17 protein-coding genes and 2 pseudogenes are annotated in these 22,312 nt (G+C 60.7%); 13 read left to right on the top strand and 6 right to left on the bottom strand.

All coding sequences use genetic code 11. The features are described from left to right. The 6 genes and pseudogenes from RBH10_RS24070 to RBH10_RS24095 form a co-directional block, all read right to left on the bottom strand. On the bottom strand, positions 1-388 hold a 388-nt coding region (locus RBH10_RS24070; protein WP_306180983.1), incomplete at its 3' end, for a VOC family protein. A gap of 4 nt (positions 389-392) precedes the next feature. After that, positions 393-1,166 carry an SDR family NAD(P)-dependent oxidoreductase gene (locus RBH10_RS24075; protein WP_281039533.1) on the bottom strand — a complete coding sequence of 258 codons (774 nt, stop codon included), beginning with the start codon at positions 1,164-1,166 and terminating at the stop codon, positions 393-395. A 25-nt stretch (positions 1,167-1,191) separates the two neighbouring features. Then, positions 1,192-2,364, bottom strand: coding sequence for an FAD-binding oxidoreductase (locus RBH10_RS24080; protein WP_281039534.1), 1,173 nt, complete (start codon positions 2,362-2,364; stop codon positions 1,192-1,194). Positions 2,365-2,372: 8 nt separating this feature from the next. Beyond that, positions 2,373-3,851, bottom strand: a complete 1,479-nt coding sequence (locus RBH10_RS24085) for an aldehyde dehydrogenase (RefSeq protein WP_281039535.1) — start codon at positions 3,849-3,851, stop codon at positions 2,373-2,375. A gap of 7 nt (positions 3,852-3,858) precedes the next feature. Beyond that, positions 3,859-4,447 (bottom strand): annotated as a pseudogene (locus RBH10_RS24090) (thiamine pyrophosphate-dependent enzyme). 5 nt (positions 4,448-4,452) lie between these two features. Further along, the gene (locus tag RBH10_RS24095) at positions 4,453-5,013 is read right to left on the bottom strand and encodes a thiamine pyrophosphate-binding protein (protein ID WP_372339810.1); all 561 of its coding nucleotides are present in this window, start codon (positions 5,011-5,013) and stop codon (positions 4,453-4,455) included. Between the two features lie 102 nt (positions 5,014-5,115). Here RBH10_RS24095 and RBH10_RS24100 point away from each other — a divergent pair, with 102 nt between their 5' ends. The 13 genes and pseudogenes from RBH10_RS24100 to RBH10_RS24160 all read left to right on the top strand — a co-directional run bounded on the left by RBH10_RS24100 (position 5,116) and on the right by RBH10_RS24160 (position 21,545). Continuing rightward, complete coding sequence (locus RBH10_RS24100) at positions 5,116-6,072, top strand: LysR substrate-binding domain-containing protein (RefSeq protein WP_281039537.1); 957 nt, start codon at positions 5,116-5,118, stop codon at positions 6,070-6,072. A gap of 90 nt (positions 6,073-6,162) precedes the next feature. Continuing rightward, positions 6,163-7,323: an acyl-CoA dehydrogenase family protein gene (locus RBH10_RS24105; protein ID WP_281039538.1), complete on the top strand. Its 1,161-nt coding sequence runs from the start codon at positions 6,163-6,165 to the stop codon at positions 7,321-7,323. 12 nt (positions 7,324-7,335) lie between these two features. Further along, complete coding sequence (locus RBH10_RS24110) at positions 7,336-8,076, top strand: NAD(P)H-dependent oxidoreductase (protein ID WP_281039539.1); 741 nt, start codon at positions 7,336-7,338, stop codon at positions 8,074-8,076. Beyond that, entirely contained in the window at positions 8,069-9,346 is a 1,278-nt protein-coding gene (locus tag RBH10_RS24115) for a CaiB/BaiF CoA-transferase family protein (protein ID WP_306180985.1), read from the top strand. The genes RBH10_RS24110 and RBH10_RS24115 overlap by 8 nt, the downstream gene beginning before the upstream one ends. Then, positions 9,237-9,554: pseudogene (locus tag RBH10_RS24120) on the top strand (hypothetical protein); the annotation flags it as partial. The gene RBH10_RS24115 and the pseudogene RBH10_RS24120, both read left to right, overlap by 110 nt. 72 nt (positions 9,555-9,626) lie before the next feature. Continuing rightward, positions 9,627-10,058 (top strand): hypothetical protein, encoded by a 432-nt coding sequence (locus RBH10_RS24125; protein WP_306181018.1) that lies wholly within the window; start codon positions 9,627-9,629, stop codon positions 10,056-10,058. Further along, positions 10,052-10,867 (top strand): CoA ester lyase, encoded by an 816-nt coding sequence (locus RBH10_RS24130; protein WP_281039542.1) that lies wholly within the window; start codon positions 10,052-10,054, stop codon positions 10,865-10,867. The genes RBH10_RS24125 and RBH10_RS24130 overlap by 7 nt, the downstream gene beginning before the upstream one ends. Positions 10,868-10,965: 98 nt before the next feature. After that, the gene (gene pyc / locus RBH10_RS24135; RefSeq protein ID WP_281039543.1) at positions 10,966-14,430 is read left to right on the top strand and encodes a pyruvate carboxylase; all 3,465 of its coding nucleotides are present in this window, start codon (positions 10,966-10,968) and stop codon (positions 14,428-14,430) included. A gap of 89 nt (positions 14,431-14,519) precedes the next feature. Continuing rightward, positions 14,520-15,941 carry an MmgE/PrpD family protein gene (locus tag RBH10_RS24140; RefSeq protein WP_281039544.1) on the top strand — a complete coding sequence of 474 codons (1,422 nt, stop codon included), beginning with the start codon at positions 14,520-14,522 and terminating at the stop codon, positions 15,939-15,941. 137 nt (positions 15,942-16,078) lie between these two features. Next, complete coding sequence (locus RBH10_RS24145) at positions 16,079-17,611, top strand: acyl-CoA carboxylase subunit beta (RefSeq protein ID WP_281039545.1); 1,533 nt, start codon at positions 16,079-16,081, stop codon at positions 17,609-17,611. A 70-nt stretch (positions 17,612-17,681) separates the two neighbouring features. Beyond that, positions 17,682-19,685, top strand: coding sequence for an acetyl/propionyl/methylcrotonyl-CoA carboxylase subunit alpha (locus RBH10_RS24150; RefSeq protein WP_281039546.1), 2,004 nt, complete (start codon positions 17,682-17,684; stop codon positions 19,683-19,685). 155 nt (positions 19,686-19,840) lie between these two features. Next, complete coding sequence (locus RBH10_RS24155; RefSeq protein ID WP_281039547.1) at positions 19,841-20,590, top strand: electron transfer flavoprotein subunit beta/FixA family protein; 750 nt, start codon at positions 19,841-19,843, stop codon at positions 20,588-20,590. A gap of 25 nt (positions 20,591-20,615) precedes the next feature. Beyond that, entirely contained in the window at positions 20,616-21,545 is a 930-nt protein-coding gene (locus tag RBH10_RS24160) for an electron transfer flavoprotein subunit alpha/FixB family protein (protein ID WP_281039548.1), read from the top strand. The last annotated feature ends 767 nt before the right edge of the window (positions 21,546-22,312 follow it).

Below are 22,312 nucleotides of genomic sequence, written 5' to 3' on the forward strand. Positions count from 1 at the left end.
CGAAAAAGGTAAACCCGCTGCGATCGTCGCGCCGGCCTCGCATCAGTGAAGCAAGACCGACAGCTAACCCGGTTTTCTCCGCCTCGTCGCAGTCGGGAACGTCGAAGCCAAGATGGAACACACCTTCCCCATGAGAATCGAGAAAGCGCCGTTGGGGACCGTCCTCCGGACCCGGCTGGCAAAGCTGGAGCTGGAAGTTGGCGAGATTGATAAACTTGAACTTCAGTCCCTTGAACGACTCCTCGCTCGGCACGCCCAGTTCCCTGTAGGCTGCTAATGGCGGATAGTCTTGCCAGGGACCGACGCCGAGAGTGGTGAAGTAGGCAGCGGTCTTTTCAGCGTCGTGAACGACGATACAAATGTGGTGGAGTTTGTCAAAAATCCCCATTGGCTTATTTCTTCTCCGGCATCACGTAATTCAGTACGCGACGGCCCCCATCCGGATAGATCGTCTCACCGGTGATGTAGGATGCATCGTCGCTTGCTAGGAACGCCACGACTGAAGCGACCTCATCTGCCCTTCCATACCGACCGAGCGGCGTACGCGAGAGGATCACCCTGTCGCCAGCGCTCGATACAAAATCACCGCGGACCATCTCGGTATCGATCGTACCTGGACCGACGCCGACGACCCGAATGCCATGCGGTGCAAATGCCACCGCGGCGGTGCCCGTAATCTGGTTCATGCCGCCCTTGGAGATGGCATAGGTCGCAACGTTTGGGTTGGCGAGACCCGAATTGATCGAAGACATGTTGATGATCACGCCGCCCCCACCTTGGGAGATCATCTGCCGGGCGGCGGCCTGCGTGCCCCAGAAGGCGCCTTCAAGGTTGATGCCAAGGACTTTATCGTAGTCTTCTTTTGTCACCGAGAGAAAATCCTGCACCATAGCAATGCCGGCATTGTTGACCATGATGTCGAGGCGGCCAAACTTCTCGACTGCCTTGGTGATCAGAGCTTCGACTTGATCTTTCTTGCCGACGTCGGTGGCGACAACCAGAACCGTTTCGGGGGTGCCAATTTCCTTAGCGGTTTCGTGAAGTCGTGCTTCATCCACAGATGCTATGACAACCTTTGCACCTTCTGCCAGAAAACGCTCGGCAGTCGCACGGCCGATCCCTCTTGAGCCGCCCGTTATGACAGCAATCTTGCCCGCCAGTTTCATTGTTTCACTCCTTCTCTTCTTTCAGTTAGTAGACCACGCTCTCGTGAAGCGGCGTTCCTGAACGGACACGCCCGAACCCAAGAGGCGCCAGATCGATCGACTTGTACTCCCCGTGCGCGACCAGTTCGGCAACGCCACGCCCAGTCGCCGGTGCATGCATCACGCCGTGCCCCGAAAAACCGGTCGCAAAAATGAGGTTCGGAATTTCGTCATGCGGACCGATAATTCCATTATGATCAAGCGTGTTGACCTCATAGTGGCCGGCCCAGGCACGCTCGACGCGCAACTGCTCCAGAGCTGGAATGCGATGAGCAAGCGCGGGCCATAGCACGTCTTCCAGAAGTTCATGGGCCGGTTCGAAATCCCCGGTGGCGTCGGGGTCGTTTTCGTCGGTGGGCGCAATCCCACAAATGAACCCCTCTCCTTCCGGGCGGATCCATGCTCCGGAGGTGTCGAAGAGCATGGGAAAGCCATCCCGCAACAACGGTGCCTTGATGCTGAATACAGTGCGCTTGCGGGCAGAAACGGGCAACTCAATTCCGATTCCGCGCACAACCGAAGCCGAGGAAGCGCCTGCGGCATTCACACACCAATCGGCTGGGAGCACGGTGCCATCAGAAAGCTTGACACTGACAACACGTCCTCCGGAGACCTCGACATGTTCGGCATGGCCTTTCACGTAGGTCACGCCGCGATCGCGCGCTGATGTTCGCACGAGCGACAGGAGGGACCAGGCATCAAACCAACCTTCGTCGCGCCACGCAGTTGTCGCAACTCCCAGGTCATCAACATTGAGCCATGGAAAAAGCTGTTTTGCTTCCTCAGCAGAAAGCGCCGCCACGTCAGCACCTTCCTTGCGCTGCATCTCCACACCAGCCCGTCGCACGCCAACCATTTCCGGCCCTCCAAGAATGAGATATCCGCGCTCGACAAAGCCGATATCGGCGGCACTGCCGAAACGATCCTTGATCGTGCGAAAGAAGTCCGCGCCGAACTGACTCATGTGGATGTTAACCGGCGTGCCGAATTGCGTGCGAATGGCAGCAGCTGAAAGCGCGGTTGAAGATTGCTGGTAGGTCGGATCTCGCTCAACGACGGTGATAGCGCCCGAAAAGCCTACCTCGCGCAGGAAATAGGCGATCGAGCTGCCGACGATCGCACCCCCGATTATGATGACGGATTCGGATGATTTCTTCACGCCCTCTCCTACCGTATCACGAAGGGATTGGCGGTACTGCCAACTGTGTCAATCCAGACGGTCTTGGTCTGTAGATAAGCATAGACGGCGTCCTGGCCGCTTTCGCGCCCGACGCCACTGCGTTTGTAACCACCAAACGGCGCCATGTAGCTAACGGCGCGATAGGTGTTGATCCAAACCGTGCCGGCTTCCATCGCAGCGGCGCCACGTAGCGCCCGCCCCATGTCTGCGGTCCACAATCCTGCCGCCAGTCCATAAGGACTGTCATTGGCGATGGCGAAGGCTTCCTCCTCGTCGTCGAAGGGGATAACCGAGAGAATCGGGCCGAAGACTTCCTCTCGCGCGATGCGCATGCCGTTGTTGACGCTAGTAAAAATGCTCGGCTGCACAAACCAGCCATCACCCAGCCCGTCCGCCAGTGGCTTCCCGCCACCCAGTACACATTGCGCGCCTTCGCCACGGGCTACGTCCAGGTAGGAAAGAACCTTCTCGCGCTGAGCCTGGGTTGTTATGGGACCTACCTGCGTTTCGGCAAGCGCAGGATTTCCAATTCGGGCGCTTGCTGCGAGCTTCACCACGCCCTCGACGACCTGATCGTGAACGCGGCGATGCACTAGGAGTCGGGAACCGGCGATACACGTCTGACCGCTCGCGGCGAAGATGCCCGAGATTGCTCCGTTGACTGCGCTTTCGATCTTCGCATCGTCGAATATGATATTGGCCGATTTACCGCCCAGTTCCAGTGTGACGGTTTTTAGCCCCTCCGCTGCGGCGCGATACACCGCCAACCCACCGGGTTCGCCACCCGTGAAGGCAATCTTCGCGACATCGGGATGCGAGACCAGCGGCACACCGACGTCGAGCGGCATACCGGTGACCGTATTCACCACGCCTGCTGGAAAGCCTGCTTCTGCAAAAAGCTTTACGAATTCGAGCGTGGAGGCGGAGGTGTGTTCAGACGGCTTGATAACGACCGTGTTGCCCGCGGCAAGCAGCGGCGCGAGCTTCCACGTCAGCAGCATCAGTGGAGAATTCCACGGAGCGATCGCCGCCACGACGCCCAGAGGCTCGTGCCGGGTGTAGGCAAACATTCCAGGCTTATCGATCGGAAGAACAGCGCCTTCGATCTTGTCCGCGAGTCCACCGAAATATCGAAACCATTCCGGAATGTAGCGCAACTGCGCCGTCGTCTCGGTGATCAGCTTGCCGTTGTCGCGCGTCTCGATCGCGGCCAGGCGCTCGGCGTTGGCAGCAATAAGGTCGGCGAGACGCACGAGGAGCCTGCCTCGCGCACTTGCGGTAAGACCGCTCCATTCCTTGGACCGAAAGGCGGCTTTTGCCGCGGCAACAGCGGCATCGACCTGTGGGGCGCCCTCGCGCGGAATCAGAGCCCATGCCTTGCCGGTATAGGGATCGAAAGATTCAAAGGTGGCCTTGGCAGGCTGGAGCCGCCCGGCAACCGTATTCTGAAAACCGAGCAGCGTCATTCAAACCTCAGCAGGTTGCAAAGCCCAGATGGGCCCGGAAACGGTTCTTGACGTGAACGGCGTCACGCGGCGGTAGCGAACGCGGTAGATTTTCAGCCGCGATCTTAAGCACGAAGAGGCGCGGGCCTGCGGCGGGCTCGTTAAGCTGCGCAGTCAGATTGTCGACCTCTTCCAGAGTCCCTGAGCTCAGCAGTTTCGGCAAATCCAACCGCCGCAGCGACCTTGTCGAAGGAAATACCTTTGCCTGTGTGGCTCGACTGCATGCCGGTTTCGCCGAAATGCTGGTTGTCGAGCACGATCACGTCGAGGTTCTTCGGCTTTGCGACCGAGATCGTGGCAAGCGCCCCAAAAGCCATCAACTGCTCGCCGTCGCCCGTAATAACCATCACGCGCCTATCGGGCTGCGCCTGCGCCAGTCCGAGACCCACCAAGGCGGCGCCACCCATGGCGCCCCACAGATAATAGTTGTCGTCACGGTCACCGGCGGCATGCACGTCATAGCTTGGAGAGCCAAGCCCTGTGACCACCAACGCACCATCTCGTGTATCGAGGAGTTTCCTTACCGCCGCCCGGCGGTCCATCGTCGAAAGCGTCATATCGATTACCACTTCTTTTTGCCGAGCAGACGCTGGCCGATCAGTACGGCGATCTGCTGGTCGGCTTGGTATACCATCGTCGCGGCCTGCTCCACGGTCTCGATCAAGTCGGCACCGGTCTCTGCACGCAGAACTGTAACGCCGATCGCCTCGAGGGAGGCCTGCGTTGCCTGCCCCATTGGAACCTGCCACGGATTGAACTCGTCCCACTCACCCCTCATTGTCACGAGGAGGAGCAAGGGAAAGCGCGCCTGCACCGGAAGAGACAGCATGTTGATACAATTGCCCACGCCGGAGGACTGCATTAGAACAACGCTACGCTTGCCGCCGAGCCAGGCTCCCGCGGCAACAGCAACACCTTCTTCTTCCGTCGTCAGGACATTGCTGACAACTTGCGGATCCTCGTTGAACAGCCTGATCAGAGTGGAATGACCGGCGTCTGGCACGTAGGACATGTGGCTGACATCGGCAGCCCTGAGTTTTTCGTACAGTTCGATCGGCCAATCAGTTTCGAGGTCTCTAACCCTCGGCCCTTTTTGAGCGGATAAGATTTCAGCGGCAGCCAAGGTTCGCCTCCTTGTAGGATTGTCGATGAACCTTGTATGCCTTAACGGAAATGTTTCGACATCGACCCTTTTTAACGATCAGATATAGCGATATTGTATAGCATGGACATTTCTCAACTTCGTACCCTGATTCATGTCGCTGAACTCGGCAGTCTGTCGAAGGCTTCAGATCGAATGCACATCGCACAGCCCGCGCTCAGTCGACAGATACGACTGCTGGAAGTGGAGCTTGGCGTTCGCCTCTTCGATCGCCACGGCCGCGGTATGATCGTCACCGAGCAGGGGCAGGACGTGCTGCGTCATGCGTTGCGGATCATGGCTGAACTGGAAGAAATCCGCGCCGTCGTTTCGGATGAGAACGCCCCATTGCGCGGTCATGTGTCGATTGGCATGCCGCCGACTGCCTCGGACATTCTCTCCGAGCCCTTGGTCTCCGCCTTCAAAGCCAGGCATCCGGAGGCGACGCTCAGGATCGTCAGCGCCTACTCCGGTTATCTGCTTGACTGGCTGCATCGAGGCGAAATCGACGCAGCGATTCTCTACGATCCCAAGAGCGCTCGCACCCTACGTATCCATCCCCTGCTTGAGGAAACGCTATTTCTTATCGGCCCTTCGGATTCGGGACTTTCGCAGGACACTCCCGTCGCGTTCTCCAGTCTGGAGGATTATCGCCTGCTGCTGCCGAGCGTCGGCCATGGACTGCGCACAATCCTCGACCGGCTCGCCCAAGAGGCCAATATGACTCTGAACGTTAAGGTGGAAGCCGACAGCTATTCAACGCTTAAATCTCTTGTACGAAGCGGCCATGGCGTCACGGTACTCCCGCTTGCACCTATTCATGAGGAACTGACGAAAGGATCTCTTTGCGCGGCGCCCCTTGTTGATCCTGTGCCGATGCGCAGGCTCATCATGTCCTATCCAACCGACCGGCCCGTTCCTCGGCTTGCGCGCTTTGCCGGCCAAGTTATCGCAACGACCATCGAAACGTTGGTTGAACGGGGAATATGGTCCGGCCGGGTTCTTATCCCCGACACAGAGCCATCGCCAAAACGCCTATAAAATTCCGGCATAGCTGATCTCGCCAGTCTATTCTTGTCGTTATGGCCGCTTACGAGTTAGCTAGCGCGATCAGTTATGAGGAGTATGCGGATGACAGAGGCCGTCGACGATTATTCGGATATACGCGAAGCGGTTACCAAGCTGTGCTGGCGCTTTCCGGGCGAATACTGGCGCGCGCAAGACCGCGAGATGGCTTATCCCAAAGAGTTCGTCAATGCGCTGACGGAGGCAGGCTGGCTTTCGATCCTGATCCCCGAGGAATACGGCGGAGCAGGCCTTCCACTATCGGCCGCAGCAGCCGTGCTGGAAGAAATCCAGCGGACCGGCTGCAATGGCGGGGCCTGCCACGCACAGATGTACACGATGGGGACGCTTTTGCGTCACGGCTCAGTGGAGCAGAAGCAAAAATACCTGCCGGCCATTGCCTCCGGCGAATTGCGTCTGCAAGCCTTCGGCGTGACCGAACCGACAAGCGGCACCGATACAGGCGCGCTCAAGACGACGGCCCGCCTCGACGGCGATCACTTCATTGTCAAGGGACAGAAGATCTGGACAAGCCGGGCGGAACATTCCGACCTGATGCTGCTGCTCGCACGAACCACGCCCCTCATGGAAGGCATGAAGAAGACCGATGGTCTCTCGGTCCTGCTTGTCGATATGCGCGAAGCCATCGGCAACGGCCTCACCATTCGTCCAATACGCACGATGATGAACCATGCCACGACGGAGGTCTTCTTCGATGACCTGAAAGTTCCGGCAAACAACCTGATCGGCGAGGAGGGCAAGGGATTTCGCTATATCCTTTCCGGCATGAACGCCGAACGCATCCTGATCGCCTCCGAATGTGTCGGAGACGCCAAGTGGTTCATCGAAAAAGCAAGCAACTACGCCAAGGAGCGCCACGTGTTCGGCAGGCCGATAGGCCAGAACCAGGGCATCCAGTTTCCGATCGCCAAGGCCTACGCCAATATGCGAGCCGCCGAACTGATGGTGCGCGAAGCGCTGGGCCTCTACGAGGTGGGCAAGAACCCCGGGGCGGAAGCGAACATGGCCAAGATGCTGGCGGCAGACGCATCCAACGAGGCCGCCAATGTCTGCATCCAGACCCTTGGCGGTTTCGGCTTCGCGGAGGAGTACGATGTCGAACGCAAATTCCGTGAAACCCGCCTCTATCAGGTCGCGCCGATTTCAACCAACCTTATCCTCTCGTTCCTATCCGAGCACGTGCTCGGCCTGCCCCGCTCATATTAGGAGAAAACTACCGTGAACGTCCTCATCGTCTACGCTCACCCGGAACCCAAATCCTTCAATGGCGCCATGAAGGACCTTGCCGTCGAGACGTTGACCGCTGCCGGTCACGAGGTCGTTGTGAGCGATCTTTATGCGATGGGATTCAATCCCGTCGCTGGTCATGACGACTTCGAAGGGGAATCGAGCAATCCGGAATTCTTCAGCCTTCCGATTGAGCAAACCAAAGCCTGTGAGAAGGGAACCACGGCGCCGGACATCGCGGCGGAAATGGAAAAACTGAAGCGCGCCGACTTGGTGATTTTTCAGTTCCCTGTTTGGTGGTTCGGTATGCCGGCACTCCTTAAGGGCTGGGCGGACCGAGTTTTTGCGCGCGGCTTCGCTTATCTCCCTGGCCGCAAGTACGACACCGGGATGTTTAAGGGCAAGACGGCGATGGTCGCGGCAACGACGGGGACCTCGGCCGACACCTACGCTCCGGACGGCATCGACGGCGATATACTGACGGTCCTGTGGCCGATCCATAACGGGCTTCTGCGCTACAGCGGCTTCGATGTCCTGCCACCCTTCGTCGCCTACATGCCCGGCCGTGTCGGTGAAGATGGCCGCAAGGCTTATCTCGAAGCTTACAAGAAGCGGCTTGGCGAGGTCGAAGCGACCCCGCGCCTGTTCTTCCATCCGAGGGAGGACTATGGCGCGAACGAGCGTTTGAAGCCGGGTGTCCTCGCCCGCTCCGGTGTTCAGCGCAATGTCTGAGGCCGCCCGACCGCTTGAGGGTTTGTTCGTCGTTTCGATCGAGCAGGCCGTTGCCGCTCCGCTGTGCACGGTGCGGCTCGCCGATGCCGGCGCCCGTGTTGTGAAGATCGAGCGTCCGGAAGGTGAAACCGCGAGACATTACGATTCAACCGTGGGGGGCATGTCCGCCTATTTCGTCTGGTTGAACCGCGGCAAGGAAAGCGCGGCGATCGATCTCAAATGCGAAACCGATTTGGCTTTGCTCAATCGCATGGTCGCAAAGGCGGATGTCCTCGTACAGAACCTGGCGCCGGGTGCCATCGGCCGGCTTGGCCTGTCTGCCGAGACGATCGCAGAACGTTTCCCCCGCCTTATCGCCGTAAATATTGTCGGTTACGGTCAAGATACCGATTACGCCGCCATGAGGGCCTATGACATGCTGGTGCAGGCCGAAAGCGGCCTTTGCTCGGTTACTGGAACGCCCGACACACCGAGCAAGATCGGCGTGTCGGCAGCCGACATCGCGACGGGAATGAACGCCCACGCAGCGATCCTGGAAGCACTGCTTGCCCGAGAGAAGACGGGCCTCGGACAGGTGATCGAGATTGCTATGTTCGATGGGATGGCAGATTGGATGGCGGTGCCGCTTCTCCACTACGAGCACGCGGCGCGCGAAACCGAGCGCTACGGCCTCGCCCACGCATCGATATATCCGTATCGGCCTTATGTTTGCCGGGACGGCGGCGCCGTCGTCGTTTCCATCCAGCAAAACAGTGAATGGAAGCGGTTCTGCAATACAGTCTTGCAACGCCCCGATCTCACTGATGATGCACGGTTTGCAACCAATGCCCTTCGCGTCGCAAACCGAGAAGGGCTCGACAGCGAGATCGAGCCGATCTTTGCAGCGATTGACAGCGACGAGGCGATTCGAAGACTCGACACGGCGCAAAATGCCTGGGGCCGAGTGACGGAGATCCGCGATCTGCCAAGGCATAAAGCTTTGCGCCGGATCGAGGTCAGCCTCCCGGATGGGAAACGCGTGAGTGTTCCAAAACCGGCGGTACGACAAGCCGGTTTTGCGGACGTGCCAGCGGTGCCTGCCCTCGGCGCCCACACGGATCGTCTCCGTACCGAGTTTGCCCTGAGGAGGAGGTTCCATGGGATCGCAGGACGCTACCGATTTGCAGACCTGGGTCGGCCGGTCGATCGAGGCGGTAGATATCGTCACCCCGCGTCTGGTCGAAAGTTTTCGCGCGACGCTTTCACCGCACGCAGCCGTTACGGCTTCTGATGCGACACCTCTCGGGCTCCACTGGTGCCTTGCTCCTGATATCGCTGAGGCCCAAAAACTCGGACCTGATGGGCATCCCCCGAAGGGCGGCTTCCTCCCACCTGTACCGCTGCCACGCCGGATGTGGGCGGCAAGCGACCTCACGTTCAATGGAGCGATCGCGTCTGGAGAGCAGGTGCGGCGTCGTTCGACCATCATCAAAGTGGAGGAAAAGCAAGGGCGCTCCGGCTCGCTATTCTTTGTCACCGTACGCCATGAAATAAGCACCGGGGCTGAACCCATGATCAAAGAAGACCAGACCATCGTCTATCGCGAAGCCGCCGCCCCGGGCGGGTCTCCCGCTCTGGCATCCGCTGCCCTACCCCCGGCCCCGCATGAGCGATCGGTCGACGTCGATTCGGTCCTGCTCTTCCGCTATTCGGCGCTGACATTTAACGGACACCGGATCCATTACGATCTCCCATATGCCACTGAGGTCGAGCACTACCGTGGGCTTGTTATCCATGGGCCGCTTCAGGCAACACTACTTTTGAATTTCGCCGCCATGATCGGCGACCGGCCGCCCCGGGGCTTCTCCTTCAGGGGAAACAATCCGGCAACCGGCGCTCAGAGGCTGGTACTGCGAGGAACACCCGGCGAGGACGGCGCCCTCGCTCTGGAAGTCCAGGGTGCCGACGGCAACGTGACGATGAAGGCCACCGCGCAATGGTAGACTTTCTTCCGCCTGTCGCCCCGCTCTTTGTGCCGGCCTCGCGACCGGATCGGTTTCACAAAGCCGATCAAAGTGGTGCGGATGCGATCATCCTCGATCTGGAAGACGCGGTCGCCCCAGCCGACAAGGAGCGCGCTCGGGATGCTGTCATCAGCCATATTGCAGACCTGAAATCTTCAGTCATCGTTCGCATCAATGCACCAGGCACACCCTGGCACGAGGGAGATCTTGACGCGCTCGCGCGTCTCAAAAACTTGGCCATCATGCTGCCCAAAGCAGAGCGCCCCGAGGAAATAATGAATGCCGTTCTTCGCATCAATCGAAACGTTCCGGTTATCGCACTCATAGAAACCGCAGTCGGTCTCGCCCGGCTACCCGATCTCATGAGTGCAGAAAACGTGGTCATGGTGGCATTCGGGTCAGTGGATTTTTCGCTCGATCTTGGCTGTGCGCATGAGCGCCTGGCACTCCTGAATGCGCGCAGCGAAATCGTCTGGCGGTCGCGCGCCGCTAGGCGCGCGGCGCCGCTCGACGGGGTGACGACCGACCTTTCAAATCCGGAAATCACAAAAGACGATGCGCGTCACGCGGCGGCACTCGGCTTTGGCGGAAAGCTCGCGATCCATCCGAAACAGGTCGAACAGATCAGGCAAGCGTACCGTCCGGACGAACAGACAGTCGCATGGGCTCGCAACATCGTCGCCCAAACAGCCTCCGGTGAAGCAATCCAAGTGAACGGAGAGATGGTTGATCGCCCGGTTATCGAGCGCGCACGCCTTATCCTTTCAAGGGCCACCAATGACAACTAACTCTATCGCGCCGTTTGTGGTCGATGAAATGCAAGCTCGTATCGGGTGCCAACTTACGAGTTTCGAATGCTTGGCACTCGCTCAAAGGTCGCGTCACCATGTCAGCCATACAAAAACTGCTTGTCGCCAACCGCTCCGAAATTGCCATCCGCGTGTTTCGCGCCGCTAATGAACTCGGCATCAAAACGGTCGCCATCTGGGCTGAGGAGGACAAGCTGGCGCTCCACCGCTTCAAGGCGGACGAGAGCTATCAGGTTGGCCGCGGGCCGCATCTGGCTCGCGACCTCGGACCGATCGAGAGCTATCTGTCGATTGACGAGATCATCCGCGTGGCCAAGCTCTCCGGCGCCGATGCCATTCACCCAGGTTACGGGTTGCTGTCGGAAAGCCCGGAGTTTGTCGACGCCTGCGATGCCGCCGGGATTATTTTCATCGGCCCGCGCGCTGGTACAATGCGCCAGCTCGGTAACAAGGTCGCGGCCCGCAACCTGGCAATTTCGGTCGGCGTGCCTGTCGTGCCGGCAACCGATCCACTACCCGACGATATGACTGAGGTCGCCCGCATGGCCGAGGAGATCGGCTACCCGGTGATGCTGAAGGCGTCCTGGGGCGGCGGCGGCCGCGGCATGCGGGCGATCCGCGATCCGAAGGACCTGGCGCGCGAAGTGACGGAAGCCAAGCGCGAGGCGACGGCCGCCTTCGGCAAGGATGAGGTCTATCTCGAAAAGCTCGTCGAACGCGCCCGGCACGTCGAAAGCCAGGTTCTCGGCGATACGCATGGCAATGTGGTGCATCTCTTTGAGCGCGACTGCTCGATCCAGCGTCGAAATCAGAAGGTCGTCGAGCGCGCGCCGGCCCCTTACCTGAACTGGGAGCAACGTCGTGAGTTGGCCGCCTATTCCCTGAAAATCGCCCAGGCGACGAATTACATCGGCGCCGGTACCGTTGAATATCTGATGGATGCCGATACCGGCAGTTTCTACTTCATCGAAGTCAATCCGCGCATCCAGGTCGAGCACACCGTCACCGAAGTCGTGACCGGCATCGACATCGTCAAGGCGCAGATCCATATCCTCGACGGCTTTGCCATCGGCACACCGGAATCGGGCGTTCCGAAGCAGGAGGATATTCGTCTCAACGGCCACGCATTGCAGTGCCGGATCACGACGGAAGATCCGGAGCACAATTTTATTCCGGACTATGGCCGCATCACTGCCTACCGACAGGCGTCGGGCTTTGGAATTAGACTTGACGGCGGGACGGCCTATTCGGGCGGCGTGGTTACCCGGTACTATGATCCGCTCCTGGAAAAGGTGACCGCCTGGGCGCCGAACCCCGCCGAGGCGATCGCCCGCATGGACCGCGCCCTGCGCGAATTCCGTATTCGCGGGGTGGCGACGAACCTCACCTTCCTAGAAGCGATCATCAGCCACCCGAAATTCAAGGACAATTCCTACACCACCCGCTTCATCGACACGACGCCCGAGTTGTTCCAGCAGGTCAAGCGCCAGGACCGCGCCACCAAGCTCTTGACCTACCTCGCCGACGTGACGGTCAACGGGCACCCGGAAGCCAAGGGCCGGCCGAAGCCGAGCGCGGATGCGGCAAAGCCGATCGTCCCCCACAGCAAGGCGGCGATCGTCGACGGCACCAAGCAGAAGCTCGACGCGCTCGGTCCGAAGAAATTCGCCGAATGGGTGCGGGCGGAAAAGCGCGTGCTTTTGACCGACACGACGATGCGCGACGGCCATCAGTCGCTGCTCGCCACCCGCGTGCGCACCTATGACATCGCCCGGGTCGCCGGTACCTATGCCCGTGCCCTGCCCAACCTGTTCTCGCTCGAATGCTGGGGCGGCGCCACCTTCGATGTGTCGATGCGCTTCCTGACCGAGGATCCCTGGGAGCGTCTCGCCAAGGTGCGCGAGGATGCACCGAACCTGCTTCTGCAGATGCTTCTGCGCGGCGCCAACGGCGTCGGCTACAAGAACTATCCCGACAACGTCGTCAAATACTTCGTCCGCCAGGCGGCGAAGGGCGGCATCGACGTATTCCGGGTGTTCGACTGCCTCAACTGGGTCGACAACATGCGCGTGTCGATGGACGCGGTCGCCGAGGAGAACAAGATCTGCGAGGCGGCGATCTGCTACACCGGCGACATCCTCAATTCGGCGCGGCCGAAATACGATTTGAAGTATTACACCGCACTGGCCACCGAGCTGGAAAAGGCCGGCGCCCACATGATCGCGCTGAAGGACATGGCCGGCCTGTTGAAGCCGGCTGCCGCCACGGTTCTGTTCAAGGCGCTGCGCGAGGCAACCGACCTGCCGATCCATTTCCACACGCACGACACCTCGGGCATCGCCGCGGCAACCGTGCTCGCTGCCGTCGATGCCGGCGTCGATGTCGTCGATGCGGCGATGGACGCCTTCTCCGGCAATACCTCGCAGCCCTGTCTCGGCTCGATCGTCGAGGCGCTGCGCGGCTCCGAGCGCGATCCGGGCCTTGATCCCGAGTGGATCCGCCGCATCTCCTTCTACTGGGAAGCGGTGCGCAACCAGTATGCCGCCTTCGAAAGCGACCTCAAGGGGCCGGCTTCGGAAGTCTATCTGCATGAAATGCCGGGCGGCCAGTTCACCAACCTCAAGGAACAGGCCCGCTCCCTCGGGCTGGAGACCCGCTGGCACCAGGTGGCGCAGGCCTATGCCGATGCCAACCAGATGTTCGGCGACATCGTCAAGGTGACGCCGTCCTCCAAGGTGGTCGGCGACATGGCGCTGATGATGGTCAGCCAGGATCTGACGGTCGCCGACGTCGAGAACCCGGCCAAGGACGTGTCGTTCCCGGATTCGGTCGTGTCGATGCTGAAGGGCGATCTCGGCCAGCCTCCGGGCGGATGGCCGAAGGCGCTGCAGGCAAAGGCGCTGAAGGGCGAGAAGGCCTATACCGCCCGTCCCGGTTCGCTGCTTGCCGATGCCGATCTCGACAAGGAGCGCAAGGACATCGAGACCAAGCTGGAGCGCAAGGTCAACGACTTCGAATTCGCCTCCTATCTGATGTATCCGAAGGTCTTCACCGACTATGCGCAGGCCGCCGAAACCTACGGCCCTGTCTCGGTGCTGCCGACGCCCGCCTATTTCTACGGGCTATCGGCCGGCGAGGAACTGCTGCCGGAACTCGAAAAGGGCGTGTCGCTGGTCATCCTGCACCAGGCCAAGAGCGAGCCGGACGAGCAGGCCATGGTCAAGGTGTTCTTCGAGCTCAACGGCCAGCCGCGCCTGATCAAGGTGCCGGACCGCAACCGCTCGGCCTCCAGCGCCGCGCGCCGCAAGGCCGATCTTGGCAACGCCACCCATCTCGGCGCGCCGATGCCCGGCGTCATCTCGACGGTTTCCGTTTCGCCCGGCCAGACCGTCAAGTCCGGCGATGTGCTCTTGTCGATCGAGGCGATGAAGATGGAAACCGCGCTGCACGCCGAAAAGGACGGCACGATCGCCGAGGTCCTGGTCCGCACCGGCGACCAGATCGATGCCAAGGATCTGCTGGTGACCTTTGGTACAGAATGAGAAATGGGCTTCGGGGTGCCTGATGCCGTGGATGACAATGCTGGAACGGCCTGCAGCAAAAATGCGGGCGACTTGGAGATCGATTAAACATGGTGTCTGAGGATAAATCAGGAAGAACGCCCGGCATCGGACAATCGGCCATGGTCGCTGAATTTGTCGCGGACCTCGAATTCGAGCGAATCCCCGCGCGCGTCGTCACATTCGCGAAAGGTCTCATGATCGACTGGCTCGGCTCTGTTATGGCGGGAAAGGGATCTCATCAGGTGGAAGTCATCGATGCTTTCGCCCGTACGATGGGACCGGAGACCGGGGCCAGCACCATCATTCCCACCCGGCGGAAAACGAGCCCCTATTTCGCGGCGATGATAAACGCCGCCTCCTCGCACGTCGTCGAGCAGGACGACGTGCACAATGGCTCCGTCTTCCATCCTGCAACCGTAATATTCCCCGCAGTTCTTGCCGTTGGGGAAGCGGAGAGGAAGACCGGCAAGGAAATCCTCACCGCCTGTGTCGCGGGTTACGAAGTGGGCATCCGCGTGGGAGAATTCCTAGGCCGTTCGCACTATGAGACGTTTCACACCACTGGCACAGTGGGAACGGTAGCTGCGGCAGCGGCCGTGGGCAAGTTGATCGGCCTGGACGCCATCCGCGTCAACCATGCGCTAGGCTCAGCTGGAACTCAGGCGGCAGGTTTGTGGGAATTCCTGCGCGATGCTGCTGATTCCAAGCAGCTTCACACAGCAAAGGCGGCGGCGAATGGTTTGACGGCTGCTTTCCTTGCACGCGACGGCTTCCAAGGTGCGACACGCATTTTTGAAGGCAAGCAAGGCATGGCCGCCGGCATGTCGCGCGGCGCCGATGCCACGAGGTTGGCCGACGGGCTCGGCCATCGATGGGCAACCGAGGAAACGTCCTATAAGTGGCACGCCTCGTGTCGGCACACGCATCCAGCTGCCGACGCCCTCCAACTCCTGATGGCCCAGGAGAAACTGGGAGCCGACGACATCGCATCAGTCGTCGCCCACGTCCACCAGGGAGCCTTAGACGTCCTCGGTTCGGTCGACGTGCCCACGACCGTCCATCAGGCAAAATTCTCCATGGGAACCGTGCTCGGCATGATCGCCGTCCACGGACGCGCCGATCTAAACGGGTTCGACCGTCATGCGCTCACCGACGAGCGCGTTGCTCGTTTTCGTTCGAGGGTAACCATGACGCGCGACGACGAGGTGGACAGTCTTTATCCCCGCCACTGGGTAGGAAAAGTCAGCGTCCGCACTGTTGACGGACGCGAACTCTCGTACCGTGTCGATGAACCGAAAGGAAATCCCGGCAATACACTGACGCGTGAGGAGCTTGAAGCGAAGGCAGTGCGTCTGGCAGCCTTCCGCGACGGTGCTCGGGAGAACGAGATGCTCAGATTTATCAGCACGATCTGGAGCCTGGAACGCCTTGAGGATTCCGAGGAGATTTTTGGAATACCAGAAACGGCCACCGATGGTGCCTCTTCTTAGAACACGCACCGTTTGTCCGTATGCGGAACATGATCGTCAGCGTGGATCCCTCGGCCGGTCCCTACCGTGCAGCCCCTCCAACCCAAGCTACCCACAAAGGTGGCAGACCAAGAATGTGAGATTTAATGTGAGGAAATATGTTGCGCATATCTGAAGTGCTCGAGTCACGCCGCGCCGAGGCAAGGCTTGGCGGCGGGCAAAAGCGCATCGACGCGCAACATGCCAAGGGCAAGCTGACGGCGCGCGAACGGCTCGAGGTGCTGCTCGATGAAGGTTCATTCGAAGAATACGATATGTACGTGACCTACCGCGCCGTCGATTTCGGCATGGCCGAGCAGAAGGTTGCAGGCGACGGCGTCGTTACCGGCTGGGGCACGATCAACGGCCGCCAGGTCTACGTCTTCTCCCAGGATTTTACCGTCCTTGGCGGTTCGCTGTCTGAAACCCACGCCCAGAAGATCTGCAAGATCATGGACATGGCGGTCAGGAACGGCGCGCCGTTGATCGGCCTCAACGATTCGGGCGGCGCCCGCATCCAGGAAGGCGTCGCCTCGCTTGCCGGCTACGCCGAGGTCTTCCGCCGCAATGCCGAGGCCTCCGGCGTCATCCCGCAGATTTCCGTGATCATGGGGCCTTGCGCCGGCGGCGCCGTCTATTCGCCGGCGATGACCGACTTCATTTTCATGGTCCGCGACACCTCCTACATGTTCGTCACCGGCCCCGACGTGGTGAAGACCGTCACCAACGAGATCGTCACGGCCGAGGAACTGGGCGGCGCCGGCACCCACACGAAAAAATCCTCGGTCGCCGATGCGGCCTATGAGAACGACATCGAGACGCTGGAGCAGGTGCGCCTGCTGTTCGATTTCCTGCCCCTCAATAATCGTGAGAAGCCGCCGGTCCGTCCGTTCCACGACGATCCGGCGCGGCTTGAGGCGCGGCTCGACACGCTGATCCCCGACTCATCCGCCAAGCCCTACGACATGAAGGAACTGATCCATGCGATCGCCGACGAAGGCGATTTCTTCGAACTGCAGGAAAATTTCGCCAAGAACATCATCACCGGCTTCATCCGGCTGGAAGGCGAAACGGTCGGCGTCGTCGCCAACCAGCCGATGGTGCTGGCCGGTTGCCTCGACATCGACTCCTCACGCAAGGCCGCCCGTTTCGTGCGCTTCTGCGACGCCTTCTCGATCCCGCTTTTGACCCTGGTCGACGTGCCCGGCTTCCTGCCCGGCGTGGCGCAGGAATATGGCGGCGTCATCAAGCACGGCGCCAAGCTGCTCTTCGCCTACTCACAGGCAACCGTGCCGATGGTGACGCTGATCACCCGCAAGGCCTATGGCGGCGCCTATGACGTCATGGCCTCCAAGCACATCGGCGCCGATATCAACTATGCCTGGCCAACCGCCGAGATCGCCGTGATGGGCGCCAAGGGCGCGACCGAAATTCTTTACCGCTCCGAACTTGGCGACCTTGAAAAGATCGCCGCGCGGACGAAGGAATACGAAACCCGCTTCGCGAACCCGTTCGTCGCAGCCGAACGCGGCTTCATCGACGAGGTGATCATGCCGCACTCGTCGCGCCGCCGCATCGCCCGCGCCTTTGCCTCGCTGCGAAACAAGCGCAAGGAACAGCTGTGGCGCAAGCACGACACGATACCGTTGTAGCCGCCGTCATCCTCGGGCTTGACCCGGGGATGACGGAAAGAACAGTTAGATCGAGCTGGTCGAGAACCGAATGTTCAAGAAAATCCTCATCGCCAATCGCGGCGAAATCGCCTGCCGGGTCATCAAATCAGCCAGGAAGCTCGGCATCGCCACCGTCGCCGTCTATTCCGACGCGGATGCCGACGCGCTGCATGTGAGACTGGCCGACGAGGCCGTGCATGTCGGACCTGCCTCGTCCAGCCAGTCCTACATCGTCATCGACAGGATCCTCGAGGCGATCAGCAGGACCGGCGCCGATGCGGTGCATCCGGGTTATGGCTTCCTGTCGGAAAATGCCGCCTTCGCCGAGGCGCTGGAAAAGGCGGGCGTTGCCTTCATCGGCCCGCCGGTCGGCGCTATTTCAGCGATGGGCGACAAGATCACCTCGAAGAAGCTGGCGGCCGAGGCCGGGGTTTCCACCGTGCCCGGCCATATGGGCCTGATCGTGGATGCCGGCGAGGCGGTGAGGATCGCCAGCGGCATCGGCTATCCGGTGATGATCAAGGCGTCGGCCGGCGGCGGCGGCAAAGGCATGCGCATCGCCTGGAACGACGCCGAAGCCCGCGACGGTTTCCAGGCCTCGAAGAACGAGGCGAGGTCGTCGTTCGGCGACGACCGCATCTTCATCGAGAAATTCGTCACGCAGCCGCGCCACATCGAGATCCAGGTGCTCGGCGACAAGCACGGCACCGTGCTCTATCTCGGCGAGCGCGAATGCTCGATCCAGCGTCGAAACCAGAAGGTCATCGAGGAGGCGCCGTCGCCCTTCCTCGACGAGAAGACCCGCCGCGCCATGGGCGAACAGGCCGTCGCCCTTGCGAAAGCCGTTGGTTACCATTCGGCGGGCACCGTCGAGTTCATCGTCGATGGCGCGCGCAATTTCTACTTCCTCGAAATGAACACCCGGCTGCAGGTCGAGCATCCGGTGACCGAGCTGATCACCGGCATCGACCTGGTCGAGCAGATGATCCGCGTCGCCGCCGGCGAAAGGCTCGCCTTCTCCCAGAAGGACGTCCGCCTCAACGGCTGGGCGATCGAAAGCCGGCTCTATGCCGAGGACCCCTACCGCAACTTCCTGCCCTCGATCGGTCGCCTGTCGCGCTACCGGCCGCCTCTGGAAGGGGTGCGGCCGGATGGCATTGTCGTTCGCAACGATACCGGCGTCTTCGAAGGCGGCGAGATCTCGATGTATTACGACCCGATGGTGGCCAAGCTCTGCACCTGGGCGCCGGACCGCCTGACGGCCATCGATGCGATGAGCGCCGCGCTCGATGATTTCGAGGTCGAGGGCATCGGCCATAACCTGCCGTTCCTGTCTGCCGTCATGCAGCACGGCCGGTTTCGTTCCGGCCAGATCACCACCGCCTTCATCGCCGAGGAATTCCCGGACGGCTTCCACGGCGTCGAACCCGATCCGGCATCGGCCCGCAAGCTGGCAGCGGTCGCGGCGCTGATCCATCAGGCCCTGCAGAACCGCGCGGCGCAGATCTCCGGCACGATCGGCAATCACCGCCGGGTGATCGGCAAGGACTGGGTCGTCAGCTTCGGCGGCCAGGAACATGCCGTGACGCTCGACGCCACCGCCGACGGCGCCGTTGTGCAGATGGCCGATGGAGCGGCTTTCGCGGCCGCCGGCGACTGGATGCCCGGCCGCAGCCATGCCACCTTCAATGTCGACGGCACGGCGATCGGCGTGAAGATCGACCTGTCCGGCACCGCCATCCGCCTGCGCTGGCGCGGCATGGACGTCACCGCCCATGTGATGAGCCCGCGTGTTGCCGAGCTTGCCCGGCTGATGCCGCGGAAATTGCCGCCCGATACATCGAAGATGCTGCTCTGCCCGATGCCCGGTGTCGTCACTTCTATCGCAGTCGGGGTCGGCGATTCCGTCGAGACTGGTCAAACATTGGCGGTGGTCGAAGCAATGAAGATGGAGAATGCACTTAAGGCTCTACGAAACTGCATCGTCAAGCGCGTAGCGGCAACTCCCGGCCAGAGCCTGCGCGTCGATGAATTGATCATGGAGTTTGAGTGATATTAATCCGGCGGTCGTTCGTTGATCAATGCGGTGACTTTAAGGTGGGGCAATCCGTTGGACTTCAACCGGCGGACAATGGATCGGAGGATTAGGTTTCTGCAGGATACTGCCGAGTTCCTTAAACGAGTATCTACAGTCAAAGGATGTAAGCAATGAAAATTCTAGTGCCGATCAAGCGGGTCGTCGACTACAACGTGAAGATCCGCGTGAAGCCGGATGGTTCCGGTGTCGAGCTTGCCAATGTGAAGATGTCGATGAACCCGTTCGACGAGATCTCCGTCGAAGAGGCGCTGCGGCTGAAGGAGGCCGGCAAGGCATCGGAAGTGGTCGTCGTCTCGGTTGGTCCGGCCAAGGCGGAAGAAACCCTGCGCACGGCACTGGCCATGGGCGCCGACCGGGCGATCTTGGTCGAGACCGACGACCAGGTCGAGCCGCTCGCCGTCGCCAAGATCATCAAGGGTGTGGCGGAAGCCGAGCAGCCGGGTCTGGTGATCGTCGGCAAGCAGGCGATCGACGACGACAGCAACCAGACCGGCCAGATGCTGTCGGCCCTGCTCGGCTGGGCACAAGGCACCTTCGCCTCCAAGATCGAGATTGCCGACGGCAAGGCTGCGGTCACCCGCGAAGTCGACGGCGGCCTGCAGACCATCGAGATCAAGCTGCCGGCGGTCGTCACCACCGACCTGCGTCTCAACGAGCCGCGCTATGCCTCGCTTCCGAACATCATGAAGGCGAAGAAGAAGCCGCTCGACAAGAAGACGCCGGCCGATTTCGGCGTCGATACCACAGCCCGCCTCAAGGTGCTGAAGACCGAGGAGCCCTCGGGCCGCAAGGCCGGCATCAAGGTCAAGTCCGTCGCCGAACTGGTCGACAAGCTGAAAAACGAAGCCGGCGTGCTTTAACGGTCCAGGAAAAGGAGACTTCATCATGGCCATTCTTCTTCTGGCAGATCACGACAACGCAACCCTGTCCGACCAGACCGCCAAGGCCCTGACGGCCGCCACCAAGATCGGCGGCGACGTGCATGTGCTGGTCGCCGGCGCGGGCTCGCAAGCCGCCGCCGATGCGGCCGCCAAGCTCACCGGTGTTTCCAAGGTTCTGCTCGCCGACAGCAGCGATCTTGCCAACAACCTCGCCGAGCCCCTGGCGGCGCTGATCGTCTCGCTCGCCGGCGCTTATGACACCATCCTCGCCGCCGCCACCTCGGTCGGCAAGAACGTGCTGCCGCGTGTTGCAGCATTGCTCGACGTCGCCCAGATCTCCGAGATCACCGAGGTGATCTCGGCAGACACGTTCAAGCGGCCGATCTATGCCGGCAATGCCATCCAGACGGTTCAGTCCACCGACGCCAAGAAGGTGATCACCGTGCGCACCGCATCCTTTGCCTCGGCTGGCGAAGGCGGCGCAGCACCGGTGGAAACCGTCGCGGCCGCCGCCAATCCGGGCCTGTCCAGCTTCGTCAAGGACGCGCTGTCCTCGTCCGACCGGCCGGAACTGACCTCGGCGAAGATCATCATCTCCGGCGGCCGGGCGCTCGGCTCGTCTGAGAAATTCCAACAGGTCATCCTGCCGGTCGCCGACAAGCTCGGTGCTGCGGTCGGCGCCTCGCGCGCTGCCGTCGATGCCGGCTATGCGCCGAACGACTGGCAGGTCGGCCAGACCGGCAAGGTCGTCGCGCCGCAGCTCTACATCGCCTGCGGCATCTCCGGCGCCATCCAGCACCTCGCCGGCATGAAGGATAGTAAGGTCATCGTCGCCATCAACAAGGACGAGGAAGCGCCGATCTTCCAGGTCGCCGACTACGGCCTCGTCGGTGACCTGTTCGACGTCCTGCCGGAACTTGAAAAGGCGATTTAGTCTATGATTGGTCATCGGCAGCCCATGAAAACTCGTTATCGAAACGCTCGATCGAATGCCATGGGCTGTCTAGAATTACGGATTATCTGACGAAAATTCAAAGCGGCTACGCATTGGCAACAGAGGCGCCACGCCGATATGTTCTGTCCAAGACCATGTTCGTATCGTCGCATTGCGAAAGTGCGTGCCGTATGGTGATAACCGAGGGAGCCCGCCATCATATGGCATTTCTCAATCGTACGGATCTTGACGATCATCTCCCAAGTGTCCGACACCCCGACATTGGTATAGGCGAGGCGTTGGCGAAAATGGCGCATGTTCAACGCCCCACTCTTGAAAGGGGAGTGCCGGAACATCGCTCCCCCCAACACACCGGTTCGTTCTTCCTCGCAATCCACGTCGTGATATACCATTAGCTCCGGCGACAGGTAGTCGTGGGGCTCCAGCCTCGTTTCCTTAGGTCGAGCGCACACAGCGCCCAAGGTCCGGCGCAACGCCGGCCTCGATGATCGACGAAACGAAGGCAGCAAAGCCGGGCACGGCACCACCCCTTCTTCGAAACGTTCAGGAGGGTCGCCGATATCTTCATCCCTGTTCTGGGAGTTCATTGAACAGCGGCGGCGCCGTTCAATCGGCCACGCGTCGTTGCTTGATTTTGAACTAGTGGTCGCCGGGAACGCCCGCTAAGACCCTCGCGCTAGCGGAAAGCTGCATACCCGGAAAATGGAACGCGCAGAAGCAACTGCTCCTGCGCTATTTTTGTGACT

Origin of the sequence: Rhizobium sp. AN73 (assembly GCF_030757975.1) — a bacterium.
GTDB classification, from domain to species: domain Bacteria; phylum Pseudomonadota; class Alphaproteobacteria; order Rhizobiales; family Rhizobiaceae; genus Agrobacterium; species Agrobacterium arsenijevicii.

Coding starts and splice junctions, on each gene's coding strand:
- RBH10_RS24075 (WP_281039533.1), bottom strand. CDS start 1,166: ATGAAACTGGCGGGCAAGATTGCTGTCATAACGGGCGGCTCAAGAGGG.
- RBH10_RS24085 (WP_281039535.1), bottom strand. CDS start 3,851: ATGACGCTGCTCGGTTTTCAGAATACGGTTGCCGGGCGGCTCCAGCCT.
- RBH10_RS24100 (WP_281039537.1), top strand. CDS start 5,116: ATGGACATTTCTCAACTTCGTACCCTGATTCATGTCGCTGAACTCGGC.
- RBH10_RS24105 (WP_281039538.1), top strand. CDS start 6,163: ATGACAGAGGCCGTCGACGATTATTCGGATATACGCGAAGCGGTTACC.
- RBH10_RS24115 (WP_306180985.1), top strand. CDS start 8,069: ATGTCTGAGGCCGCCCGACCGCTTGAGGGTTTGTTCGTCGTTTCGATC.
- RBH10_RS24125 (WP_306181018.1), top strand. CDS start 9,627: ATGATCAAAGAAGACCAGACCATCGTCTATCGCGAAGCCGCCGCCCCG.
- RBH10_RS24130 (WP_281039542.1), top strand. CDS start 10,052: ATGGTAGACTTTCTTCCGCCTGTCGCCCCGCTCTTTGTGCCGGCCTCG.
- pyc (WP_281039543.1), top strand. CDS start 10,966: ATGTCAGCCATACAAAAACTGCTTGTCGCCAACCGCTCCGAAATTGCC.
- RBH10_RS24140 (WP_281039544.1), top strand. CDS start 14,520: ATGGTGTCTGAGGATAAATCAGGAAGAACGCCCGGCATCGGACAATCG.
- RBH10_RS24145 (WP_281039545.1), top strand. CDS start 16,079: ATGTTGCGCATATCTGAAGTGCTCGAGTCACGCCGCGCCGAGGCAAGG.
- RBH10_RS24150 (WP_281039546.1), top strand. CDS start 17,682: ATGTTCAAGAAAATCCTCATCGCCAATCGCGGCGAAATCGCCTGCCGG.
- RBH10_RS24155 (WP_281039547.1), top strand. CDS start 19,841: ATGAAAATTCTAGTGCCGATCAAGCGGGTCGTCGACTACAACGTGAAG.
- RBH10_RS24160 (WP_281039548.1), top strand. CDS start 20,616: ATGGCCATTCTTCTTCTGGCAGATCACGACAACGCAACCCTGTCCGAC.